The 11,045-nt window shown below is 71.1% G+C and carries 9 protein-coding genes and 1 pseudogene; 6 read left to right on the top strand and 4 right to left on the bottom strand.

Going from position 1 to position 11,045, the window contains the following annotated elements:
• From ABD844_RS45295 to ABD844_RS45285, 3 genes are all read left to right on the top strand, one after another.
• Nucleotides 1-928 (top strand): carbohydrate ABC transporter permease (locus ABD844_RS45295; protein ID WP_344893493.1); only part of this gene is annotated, 928 nt, incomplete at its 5' end.
• On the top strand, nucleotides 915-1,760 hold the full coding sequence (locus tag ABD844_RS45290) for a carbohydrate ABC transporter permease (protein WP_344893491.1): 846 nt from the start codon (nucleotides 915-917) through the stop codon (nucleotides 1,758-1,760). The genes ABD844_RS45295 and ABD844_RS45290, both read left to right, overlap by 14 nt.
• A 3-nt stretch (nucleotides 1,761-1,763) precedes the next feature.
• Nucleotides 1,764-2,933, top strand: coding sequence for an ROK family transcriptional regulator (locus tag ABD844_RS45285; RefSeq protein ID WP_344893489.1), 1,170 nt, complete (start codon nucleotides 1,764-1,766; stop codon nucleotides 2,931-2,933).
• On the opposite strand, the gene ABD844_RS45280 is transcribed toward ABD844_RS45285, so the two are convergent.
• Nucleotides 2,930-3,676: a helical backbone metal receptor gene (locus ABD844_RS45280; protein ID WP_344893487.1), complete on the bottom strand. Its 747-nt coding sequence runs from the start codon at nucleotides 3,674-3,676 to the stop codon at nucleotides 2,930-2,932. The genes ABD844_RS45285 and ABD844_RS45280 overlap by 4 nt on opposite strands.
• A 97-nt stretch (nucleotides 3,677-3,773) precedes the next feature.
• On the opposite strand from ABD844_RS45280, the gene ABD844_RS45275 reads away from it, so the two are divergent.
• Together ABD844_RS45275 and ABD844_RS45270 are read left to right on the top strand one after the other, a co-directional pair.
• Nucleotides 3,774-4,577: an SAM-dependent methyltransferase gene (locus tag ABD844_RS45275; RefSeq protein ID WP_344893485.1), complete on the top strand. Its 804-nt coding sequence runs from the start codon at nucleotides 3,774-3,776 to the stop codon at nucleotides 4,575-4,577.
• A gap of 3 nt (nucleotides 4,578-4,580) precedes the next feature.
• Complete coding sequence (locus ABD844_RS45270) at nucleotides 4,581-5,504, top strand: TIGR03619 family F420-dependent LLM class oxidoreductase (protein ID WP_344893483.1); 924 nt, start codon at nucleotides 4,581-4,583, stop codon at nucleotides 5,502-5,504.
• Between the two features lie 59 nt (nucleotides 5,505-5,563).
• On the opposite strand, the gene tpx is transcribed toward ABD844_RS45270, so the two are convergent.
• Both tpx and icmF read right to left on the bottom strand, forming a co-directional pair.
• Nucleotides 5,564-6,064, bottom strand: a complete 501-nt coding sequence (gene tpx / locus ABD844_RS45265; RefSeq protein ID WP_344893481.1) for a thiol peroxidase — start codon at nucleotides 6,062-6,064, stop codon at nucleotides 5,564-5,566.
• A 160-nt stretch (nucleotides 6,065-6,224) separates the two neighbouring features.
• Nucleotides 6,225-9,416 (bottom strand): fused isobutyryl-CoA mutase/GTPase IcmF, encoded by a 3,192-nt coding sequence (gene icmF / locus ABD844_RS45260; protein ID WP_344893479.1) that lies wholly within the window; start codon nucleotides 9,414-9,416, stop codon nucleotides 6,225-6,227.
• 102 nt (nucleotides 9,417-9,518) lie between these two features.
• Here icmF and ABD844_RS45255 point away from each other — a divergent pair, with 102 nt between their 5' ends.
• Nucleotides 9,519-10,568, top strand: a complete 1,050-nt coding sequence (locus ABD844_RS45255) for a glucose 1-dehydrogenase (RefSeq protein ID WP_344893477.1) — start codon at nucleotides 9,519-9,521, stop codon at nucleotides 10,566-10,568.
• Between the two features lie 22 nt (nucleotides 10,569-10,590).
• Here ABD844_RS45255 and ABD844_RS45250 read toward each other — a convergent pair.
• Nucleotides 10,591-11,045: pseudogene (locus tag ABD844_RS45250) on the bottom strand (hypothetical protein); the annotation flags it as partial.

The raw sequence follows: 11,045 nt of genomic DNA, 5'->3' as shown, positions 1-11,045 counted from the left end.
GGCGCGGCGCCGGGCGCGGCGCGGGCGGACGCTGCGCGAGCAGGAGGGGCGCGCCGGGCTCGCGCTCATCTCGCCGACGCTGGTCATCACGCTCGTCGTGGTGGTGCTGCCGCTGCTGTGGGCGGTCATGCTGGCGTTCCAGGACGTGCGGCTGATCAACATCCGGCGGGTGGGGATCTTCGGGCACTACACGCTGGAGAACTTCTTCTACGTCGTCTCCGAGCCTGGCTTCTGGTCGTCGCTGGTCAACACGCTCGTCTACACCGTCGCGGGCACGGCGCTGTCGATCGCGATCGGGCTGGTGACCGCGCTGGCGCTGCGCGACAGGTTCAGGGGGCGGACCCTGGTCAGGGCCTCGATCCTGATCCCGTACGTGGCCCCGGTGGTGGCGGTGGCGTTCCTGTGGGAGACGATGCTCAACCCCCAGTACGGCATCGTCAACACCTGGCTGAGCGAGCCGATCGCGTTCCTCTCCCAGGCCAAGGGCGAGATCCTGGGCGTCCAGGTGCCCGTGGCGCTGCTCACGGTGATCGCCTTCGAGGCGTGGCGGTACTTCCCGTTCGCGTTCCTGTTCATCCTGGCCCGGCTCCAGGCGCTGCCGGCCGAGCTGGACGAGGCCGCGGTGGTCGACGGCGCCACCCCCACCCAGCGCTTCCGGTACGTGATCATGCCGCAGCTCTGGCGGATCATCGCGCTGCTGTCGGTGCTGCGATTCGTGTTCACGTTCACCAAGTTCGACGACGTCTACCTGCTGACCGGCGGCGGAGCCGGCACCGAGGTGGTCAGCGTGCGCGTCTACAACTTCCTGACCTCGCGCGACGACATCGGCGCGTCGGCGGCGCAGGCGATCGTGCTGGCGGTCTTCCTGGTCGTCCTCCTGGCGATCTACCTGAGGTTCTTCGCGGGGGGTGAACGTGAGCAGGGATAGGTTCGAGCGGGGCCTGCTCAAGGTGCTCAAGCCGCTGGTGGTCGCGTTCCTCTTCCTGATCACCGCGTTCCCGTTCTGCTACATGGTGATGCTGTCCGTACGCGACATCCAGGAGCTGATCCTGGATCCCGGCTCGCTGTGGCCGCGCAGCCTCACCCTCGACACCTACGTCGACGTGCTGACCCGGCAGGGCTTCCTGACCTTCCTCAAGAACAGCACGATCGTCGCGGTGGCCTCGGTGGCGGTCACGCTGCTGATCTCGATCCCGGGCGCGTACGCGGTGGCGCGGCTGCGCTTCTTCGGCCGGCGGCAGGTGCACTTCCTGTTCCTCGCCGTCTACCTCTTCCCGGCGATCGTGCTGGCCATCCCGCTGTTCGTGCTCTTCACGATGATCGGGCTGCGCGGATCTCTCATAGGCCTGATCCTCGTGTATATCGCGCAAACGGTGCCTGTCACGGTATACATGCTCCGCAACTACTTCGAGACCGTGCCGCAAAGCGTGGAGGAAGCGGCCGCGATCGACGGATGCACGAGGTTGTCGACCATCTGGCGCGTGGTGCTGCCGTTGTCCAAGCCCGCGCTGATGGCCACCGGCCTCTACGCGTTCATGATCGCGTGGAACGAGTTCCTGTTCGCCCTGCTCTTCCTCGTGGAGAGGCGGGAGAACTGGACGGTGTCCCTGGGGCTCTCTCAGCTCGCGGGCAGCATAGAGATCCCGACGACGGTCCTGATGGCAGGATCGGTGGTGCTCACGCTGCCCATCGTGATCGTGTTCTTCGCCGGCGAGCGACTGCTGACGGCGGGCCTCACCGCGGGAGCGGAGAAGGGATAGACCATGCTGACGGCAGGGCAGATCCTCCAGCTCATCCGCAGTGGCTCCTGCCGTACCCGCAAAGAACTGATCGAGGGGACCGGCCTGTCCCGCTCGACGATCACCGACCGCGTCGACCGGCTCATCGACGCGGGCTACATCCACGAGTCCGGCGTCGGCACCTCCGGAGGCGGGCGACCGCCCTCGGTGCTCGACGTGGACGCCACCAGACGCCTGCTGCTGGTGGCCGACCTGGGCGCCACCCACGCCAGGGTGGCGCTCACCGACCTGGCCGCCCGGCCGTTGGTCGAGGAGCACACCGAGATGCGCATCGAGCTCGGGCCGGAGGCCGTGCTGTCGTGGGTGCGGCAGGCGTTCCAGCGGCTGCTCGACCGGGCGGGCCGGCCGACCGGCGACGTCTGCGGGATCGGGCTGGACGTGCCGGGCTCGGTCGACCACACCACGGGTCGGGTGATCAGGTCGTTCCTGATGCCGGGATGGGACGACCACCCGGTGGCCGCGGCCATCGGCTCGACGTACGACGTGCCCATCCTCGTGGAGAACGACGCCAACGCGATGGCGCTGGGCGAGTGGTGGACGTCATGGCGCGACACCGACTCGCTGGTCCTCATCAAGGTGTCCACCGGGATCGGGACCGGCATCATCCTCGACGGGCAGATCTATCACGGGGTCGAGGAGGCCGCGGGGAACATCGGGCACGTGCGGTTGGCCGAGACCGACGCCCGGGTCTGCACCTGCGGCTCGCGGGGCTGCGTGGCCTCGCTCGCCAGCGGCCACGCCCTCGCCGCGGACCTGGGCCTCGACTACAGCCGTGACGTGGTCAGGCTCGTGCAGGCGGGCGATCCCGAGGCCATCGCGCGCGTCCAGGAGGGCGGGCGCACGCTGGGCGTCGTGCTGGCCACCGCGGTCAGCCTGCTCAACCCGGGCGTGCTGGTGCTGGCCGGGGACATGGCGGAGACCAGGGAGCACTACCTGACGGGGATCAGGGAGATCGTCTACCGGCGCAGCCTGCCGTACACGACCAGGAACCTGGAGATCGTCACCAGCTCGCTCGGCGACCGGGCCGGGATCGTCGGGATGGCCGTGATCGTCATGGAGCACGTGCTCTCCCCCGCCTCGGTGGACGCCGCCCTGGCCACGGCCGTCCGCTTACCGCCTCCCCTTCCCCGCTAACCGAGGGCCTGGCGCAGGAGGGCAGGGGCCTGGACGAGCGAGGGGCCGTACCAGGTGAGCAGCCGCCCGCTGACCAGCGCGCACGTGTGCCCGGGGAACGACTCGGGCCCGTCGGTCCCGGAGAAGGCGTACGGCTCGTCGGGCAGGACCACCAGGTCGGGCCGCCGGTCGTTCAGCTCGGCGAGCGGGATCTTGGGGTAGCGCTCGGGGTGGGCGGCGTACAGGTTGTCCACGCCGAGCCGCCTGAGCACGTCGCCGGTGAACGTGTCGCGCCCCACCACCATCCACGGCCGCCGCCAGATCGGGACGACCGCCGTTCGCCGCGCCCCCGCGAAGGGCGCCCGCCACGCCTCCCGCGCGGCCTCCAGCCATTCGGGTGACCGGGTGCGGCAGGCCACGGCGAACATCCGCGCCAGCGACGCGAACGCCTCCTCCACCGTCTCGATCTTCGTCACCCACACGGCGACGCCCGACTCGCGCAGGGCCTCGATGTCGGGGACGCGGTTCTCCTCGGCGTTGGCCAGCACCACGTCGGGCCGCAGCCGCCTGATCGCGTCGAGGTCGGGGTTCTTGGTGCCCCTGACCCTGACCACGTCGAGGCCGGCCGGGTGCGAGCACCAGTCGGTGGCCCCCACCAGCGCCCGCGGCACGGTCGCCGCCACCGACTCGGTCAGCGACGGGACCAGGGACACGATGCGCCGTACTGAGCCGGGAATCTTCACGGGCACGCCGGTGTCATCCACATCAACAGCCTAGATGCGCGGAAGCAGCGATCAATTGTCGGCGAACAACCGTAGAATTCAGGACAAAGGTCGTTCACTCTTGATCGGGGGATGACGGTTGGACCGGGAGTCGCTCGGCTTCGATCCGAACACACCCAGCGTGGCCAGGCTCTACGACTACTACCTCGGCGGGAAGGACAACTTCCCGGCCGATCGCGAGGCCGCCGAGAGGATCCTGTCGGTCGCTCCCGAGCTGCGCGCGGCCGCGCGGGCGAACCGGGCGTTCCTGGGGCGGGCGGTGCGCCACCTCGCCGAGGCCGGCATCACCCAGTTCCTCGACATCGGCACGGGCCTGCCGACCCAGGGCAACGTGCACGAGGTGGCCAAGAAGGTCACCCCCGACGCCAAGGTGGTCTACGTCGACCGCGATCCGGTGGTGCTGGTGCACGCCCGGGCATTGCTGGCCGACCAGGGCGACACCACGGTGATCGAGGGCGACCTGCGCGAGCCAGGCGCCGTCCTGGGCCATCCGGACACGCGGCGGCTCATCGACTTCGACCGGCCGGTCGGCGTGCTGCTGGTGGCGATCATGCACTTCATCGCCGAGGCCGACCGCCCCGGCGAGATCATCGCGACGCTGCGCGAGGCCATGGCGCCCGGCAGCTACCTCGTGCTGTCCCACGGCACCAGCGACGCCCGCCCGGCCGCCGTCGACCGGGGCACCGAGGTCTACCGGAACGCCAGCGCCCAGCTCACCCTGCGCGGCCGGGAGCGGATCATGGAGTTGTTCGAGGGGTTCGAGCTGGTGGACCCCGGTTTGGTGTGGCTGCCCCAATGGCGTCCCGAGCAGGCCGACGAGATCGACTTCGTCGACGGCCCTGAGTCGTCGTTGATCCTGTGCGGCGTGGGCAGAAAGGGCTGAGGCATGCGGATCGGGCTGGCGGTCCCGCAGTACGGCAGGTTCGCGGCGCTCTCCAGCGTGTTGCGGGTGGCGCGCGAGGCGGAGTCGATGGGCCTGCACAGCCTGTGGGCGGGTGACCGGCTGCTGACCCCGCTGCGGCCCCTCGACCGCTATCCGGGCGGCGACGGCCGCATCCCCGAGGCGCACCGGGTGTTCCTCGACCCGTTCGCGGTGTTGTCGGTGGCCGCGTCGGCGACCTCAGCACTGCGGCTGGGCACCAGCGCGCTCAACGCCTGCTGGTATCCCCCGGCGGTGCTGGCCCGCTCGCTCACCACGATCGACCACCTCAGCGGCGGACGGCTCGACGCGGGCCTCGGGCTCGGCTGGTCCTCCGACGAGTACGCCGCCGTAGGCGTGCCCTGGAAAGACCGGGCCAGGCGCTACGACGCCACCCTCGACGCGCTGGAGGCGATCTGGACCACCGATCCGGTGTCGTTCGAGCACGAGCTGTGGACGATCGCGCCGAGCCACATCGAGCCCAAGCCCGCCCGTCGCCCGCCGCTCTACCTGGCGGGCCTGTCGGAGGGCGCGCTGCGCCGCATCGGGCGCAGGGGCGACGGCTGGCTGACGGCCTCGCTGCCGATCCCGATGCTCACGTCGATGTGGCAGACGGTGTGCCGCACGGCCGAGCAGGCCGGGCGCGACCCCGGCGGCCTGCGCATGATCCTGCGCGCCAACCCGATCGTCACCGAAGGGGGCACCCCGCCCAGGAGCGGCACGGTGGCCGAGATCTCCGCCTATCTGGCCGACGCGGCGGAGGCCGGGGTCCACGAGATCATCCTGGACCTCCAGCACACCGCCACGGACGACCGGCACCTGCTGGAGCTGGCCGAGGCGTTCAAGAGCGAGCTGAGCGCCCGCCTGGCACAGACGGGCGGGTCTGTCTGAGAGCCGGCCCTGAGATCCGGCCCTGAGAGCCGGCAGAGTCGGCAGAGCGCCGACAGGGTCTACTTGAGTGCGGGCAGGGCGTTGTCGTAGTCGGGCTCCTGCGTGATCTCCGGCACCAGCTCGGAGTAGATCACCTTGTTGTCGCCGTCGAGCACGATCACCGCGCGCGCGGCCAGGCCCGCCAGCGGCCCCGACTCCTGCGCCACGCCGTAGTCGGCGAGGAACTCGCGACCCCGCATGAGCGAGAGCGTGGTCACGTTCTCGATCCCCTCCGCACCGCAGAAGCGCTTCTGCGCGAACGGCAGGTCCGCCGAGACGCAGAGCACGGCCACGTCGGGGTGGTCGGCGGCGATCTGGTTGAAGCGGCGCACCGAGGCGGCGCAGACGCCGGTGTCGAGGCTCGGGAAGATGTTGAGCACCTTGGTCTGCCGGCCGAAGTCGTCGAGGGAGCGCTCGGCCAGGTCGGGGCCGACCAGCCGGAACGCGGGGGCGCTGTCGCCGGGCCGCGGGAAGGAGCCGGCCACGGTGACGGGAGTGCCCTTGAAGGTGACGTCGGACATGAAAGCCTCCTGAAAGCGATGTTCCCAGCAGCGTGATCCTATCCGCGCCGCCCTCCGCTCCCACTCACCGCCCACCGGTGCCGTGGCGTGGCCTTCATACCCGGTGCTCCCGGGCCGGACCGGGTCTCTCCGGCCCGGCCGGTCAGGGCCGGGATGCCGGTCAGACGTTGCGGCGGTACTGGCCGCCCGCCTCGAACAGGGCGTCGGTGATCTGGCCGAGCGAGCAGTGGCGGGCCGCCTCCATCAGCACCTCGAACGCGTTCCCCTCCGACATCGCCACCTCGCGCAGCCGGGCGAGCTGGGCCGGGGCCTCGGAGCGGTTGCGCTCGTGGAAGGCGCGCAGCCGGTCGAGCTGCGAGCGCTTCTCCTCCTCGGTGCCCCTGGCCAGCTCCAGCTTGTGCGGCTGGGCGTCGTCGTCGCCGCTCGGGTTGCGGAAGGTGTTGACGCCGACGATGGGCAGCGAGCCGTCGTGCTTGCGCATCTCGTACAGCATGGACTCGTCCTGGATCTTGCCACGCTGGTAGCCGGTCTCCATCGCGCCCAGGACGCCGCCCCGGTCCGAGAGCCGTTCGAACTCGCTCAGCACCGCCTCCTCGACCAGGTCCGTCAGCTCCTCGACGATGAACGCGCCCTGCAGCGGGTTCTCGTTCCTGGCCAGGCCCCACTCGCGGTTGATGATGAGCTGGATGGCCATGGCGCGGCGTACGGAGTCGGCCGACGGGGTGGTCACGGCCTCGTCGAAGGCGTTGGTGTGCAGGCTGTTGCAGTTGTCGTAGACGGCGATCAGGGCCTGGAGGGTGGTGCGGATGTCGTTGAAGTTCATCTCCTGGGCGTGCAGGGAGCGGCCCGAGGTCTGGATGTGGTACTTCAGCTTCTGCGAGCGCTCGCCCGCGCCGTAGCGCTCGCGCATGGCCACCGCCCAGATGCGCCGGGCCACCCGCCCGAGCACGCTGTACTCGGGGTCCATGCCGTTGGAGAAGAAGAACGACAGGTTCGGCGCGAAGTCGTCCACCTTCATGCCCCTGGCCAGGTACGCCTCCACGTACGTGAAGCCGTTGGCCAGCGTGAACGCGAGCTGGCTGATGGGGTTCGCCCCCGCCTCGGCGATGTGGTAGCCGGAGATCGAGACCGAGTAGAAGTTCCTGACCCCGTTCCTGATGAACCACTCCTGGATGTCGGCCATCATCCGCAGCGAGAACTCGGTGGAGAAGATGCAGGTGTTCTGCCCCTGGTCCTCCTTGAGGATGTCGGCCTGCACCGTGCCCCTGACCGTGGCCAGCGTACGGGCGCGCAGCTCGCGCCGCTCCCCCTCGTCGGGCTCCCGGTCGTGCTCGGCCAGGAAGCGGTCTGTGGCCTGGTCGACGGCGGCGTTGAGGAAGAACGCCAGGATCGTGGGCGCCGGGCCGTTGATCGTCATGGACACCGACGTGTTGGGCGCTGACAGGTCGAACCCGCCGTAGAGCACCTTCATGTCGTCGAGCGTGGCGATGGAGACGCCGGAGGTGCCGACCTTGCCGTAGATGTCGGGGCGCAGGTCGGGGTCGTGGCCGTACAGGGTCACCGAGTCGAACGCCGTGGACAGCCTGGTCGCGGGCTGGCCCTCGGAGAGCAGCTTGAAGCGCCTGTTGGTGCGGAACGGGTCGCCCTCGCCGGCGAACATCCGGGTCGGGTCCTCGTCGTCGCGCTTGAACGGGAACACCCCGGCGGTGAACGGGAACATCCCCGGCAGGTTCTCCCCGCGCAGGAACCTCAGCAGGTCGCCGTGGTCGTGGTAGCGGGGCAGGGCCACCCTCGGGATCCGGTTGCCGGAGAGCGTCTCGCGCCACAGCGGCGTGTGGATCTCCCGGTCGCGTACCTTCACCACCAGCTCGTCGGCGGTGTAGCGCTCCTTGACGGCCGGCCAGCCGTCGAGCAGCGCGCGGCTCTCGTCCGACAGCTCCCGCTCGGCCTGCTCGACGGCCGCCGCGCCGTCCTCGTTCAGCAGGTCGCGCACGGCGGCGAGCTGCTGGCGGCGGCGGGCCACCTCGGCCTGGGCGAGCGTCTCGGCGTGGTAGGCGCGCACGATCTCGGCGATGTCGGCCAGGTAGCGCGACCTGGCGGGCGGCACGATGGCCGCCGACACCTTCGAGGTACGGCCCTCGACCGGCGCGAGCAGCCCCGGGCCCTCTCCGGTCGGCAGCAGCCGCTTGAGGTGGTGGTAGAGGGCGGTGACGCCGGCGTCGTTGTAGCGGGCGGCGATGGTGCCGAAGACCGGCATCTCGTCGGGTGAGACGCCGAACGCCTCGCGGTTGCGTACGAGCTGGCGGCGCACGTCGCGCAGGGCGTCCTCCGCGCCGCGCCGCTCGTACTTGTTGATCACGACGGCCTCGGCGAAGTCGAGCATGTCGATCTTCTCGAGCTGGGAGGCCGCGCCGAACTCGGGGGTCATCACGTAGATGGGCACGTCCACGTGCGGCACGATGCCCGCGTCGCCCTGGCCGATGCCGGGCGTCTCCACGATCACCAGGTCGTAGCCGGCGGCCCGGCAGGCGGTGATCACGTCGTCGAGGCAGGCGGGCACCTCGTTGGCCGCACCCCTGGTGGCCAGGGAGCGGAAGTAGGTCTGGGGCCCCAGGCTGTTCATGCGGATGCGGTCGCCGAGCAGCGCGCCGCCGCCGCGCCTGCGGGTGGGGTCGATGGCCACGATCGCGATGCGCAGCTTGTCGTCGTTGTCGACGCGGAACCTGCGGACCAGTTCGTCGGTGAGCGAGGACTTGCCGGAACCGCCGGTGCCGGTGATGCCGAGCACGGGCGCGTGCCGCTCCCTGGCGCCCTTCAGGCCCTCCAGCAGCTCCGCCGGGGCCCTGCCCCCCTCGATGAGGGTGATCGCGCGGGCCAGCGCCGCCTCGTCGCCGGAGACCACGGCCTCCACGGAGGGCGGATCGCCCAGCTCGACGTCGCAGTCCTCGATCAGCTTGTTGATCATGCCGGGCAGGCCGTAGCGCTGGCCGTCCTCGGGCGAGAAGATGCGCGTGACGCCTCGGGAGTGCAGCAGCTCGATCTCCTCGGGGACGATCACGCCCCCGCCGCCGCCGTACACCTTGACGTGCCCCGCGCCGCGCTCGCGCAGCAGCTCCACCAGGTAGGAGAAGAACTCCACGTGACCGCCCTGGTAGGAGCTGATCGCCACGCCCTGGGCGTCTTCCTGGATGGCGGCCGTGACGATCTCGTCCACCGAGCGGTTGTGCCCGAGGTGGATGACCTCCGCCCCCTGGGACTGGAGGATGCGCCGCATGATGTTGATCGCCGCGTCGTGCCCGTCGAACAGGGCCGCGGCGGTCACGAAGCGGACGGGGTGTACCGGGACGTGCACGCCTGATCACTCCTTCGTGGAGGCTTTCCCCTTCCAAGATACTAGGACGTCCTACTATTTCCCAACCACGTCCGGGTAGAGGCCCGGCGAGGGGGTGACGGGATGCGCGCGCTGACGTTCGAGCCGGGCGTGCGGGACACGCTGGAGGTGCGGGAGGCGCCCGAGCCCGTGCCGGGTCAGGGCGAGCTGCTCGTCCAGGGGCTGGCCCTGGGCGTCTGCGGGACGGACAGGGAGCTGGTACGGGGCGGGTACGGCCGGCCGCCACCGGGCGGACGACGCATGATCATCGGCCACGAGTCGCTCGGCCGGGTGCTGGAGTCGCCGGAGGGCTCGGCGTTCTCGCCCGGCGACCTGGTGGTGGGCGTCGTCCGGCGGCCCGACCCGGTGCCATGCGGGGCCTGCTGTCGGGGCGAGTTCGACATGTGCCGCAACGACCGCTACACCGAGCGCGGCATCAGAGAACGCGACGGCTACGGCAGCGAACGGTGGACCGTCGAGGCCGGGTACGCCGTCCGGCTGGACCCCTCTCTGGAGGGCGTCGGCGTGCTGGCCGAGCCCACGTCGGTGGTCGCCAAGGCATGGGAACAGATCGACCGGATCGGCTCGCGGGCCTGGTTCGAGCCCCGCAGACTGCTGGTCACGGGCGCCGGGCCGATCGGGCTGCTGGCGGCGCTGCTCGGGCGGCAGCGAGGGCTGGAGGTGCACGTGCTCGACCGGGCCGGTCCTGGGCTCAAGTCGAGCCTGGTGGAGGAGCTGGGCGGGACGTACCACTCGGCCTCGTCCCTGGAGGCGTTCGCCGCCGCAGAGCCGGACGTCATCATCGAGTGCACGGGGGCGGGGCGGCTCGTCATCGACGCCATGACGGCGGTCTCGGCCGCCGGGATCGTCTGCCTGTGCGGGCTGTCGGCCGGGGGGCGTACGCACCGGGTGGACGCCGGGGAGATCAACCGGGACCTCGTCCTGGAGAACAGCGTCGTCTTCGGCACCGTCAGCGGCAACCTCCGCCACTTCCGGGACGCGACGACCGCCCTGGCCAAGGCGGACCTCGGGTGGCTGGAGCGGCTCATCACCCGGCGGGTGCCGCTGTCGCGGGCACTGGAGGCGTTCCAGCCGGCCGACGACGTCAAGGCCGTCATCGACCTCACCTCCTGACCCCGGCCGACCTCTCCGGGTGTCAGGAGTCGTACGGCTTGCGGCGTCTCGGGGACTGGGAGGGGTGCTTCTGGGCCGGGGAAGGGTGTTTGGGGGCCGCGGTGGGGTGCTTGGCGGCCGGGGCGGGGGCGTGCGATCGCGTACGCTCCCGCGCCGGGGCCCTGCTCCGCGCCGCCCCCTTGCCGCCCGAGGCACCGGAGGCACCAGGAGCCCCGGGAGCGTCGGGACCACCGGGAGCACCGGGAACGTCGGGAACGCCGACGGGGGTCCGCTCGCCGGACAGCGGGTTCCGGGGTGACGGGACCCGCTCGCGGACCGCGGGCACGCCGGACGGCCGCCCCCGCGCGAGATGGGGCCAGGGAGACCGGGCGAGCACCCGGCGCAGCCGCGGCGAGCGGGCGAGCGCCCGGCGGAGCCGGGGCCAGGCCGGGGCGGAGAGGCCGCGCCGGCCGCGGCGGGGGCCCGTCAGCCGGGGCG

The sequence above is a fragment of the Nonomuraea antimicrobica genome, assembly GCF_039536965.1.
GTDB lineage: Bacteria > Actinomycetota > Actinomycetes > Streptosporangiales > Streptosporangiaceae > Nonomuraea > Nonomuraea antimicrobica.
Note: the sequence above shows the minus strand (reverse complement) of the source record. Positions and strands in the feature narration are given on the sequence as shown.

Coding starts and splice junctions, on each gene's coding strand:
- ABD844_RS45285 (WP_344893489.1), top strand. CDS start 1,764: ATGCTGACGGCAGGGCAGATCCTCCAGCTCATCCGCAGTGGCTCCTGC.
- ABD844_RS45270 (WP_344893483.1), top strand. CDS start 4,581: ATGCGGATCGGGCTGGCGGTCCCGCAGTACGGCAGGTTCGCGGCGCTC.
- tpx (WP_344893481.1), bottom strand. CDS start 6,064: ATGTCCGACGTCACCTTCAAGGGCACTCCCGTCACCGTGGCCGGCTCC.
- ABD844_RS45255 (WP_344893477.1), top strand. CDS start 9,519: ATGCGCGCGCTGACGTTCGAGCCGGGCGTGCGGGACACGCTGGAGGTG.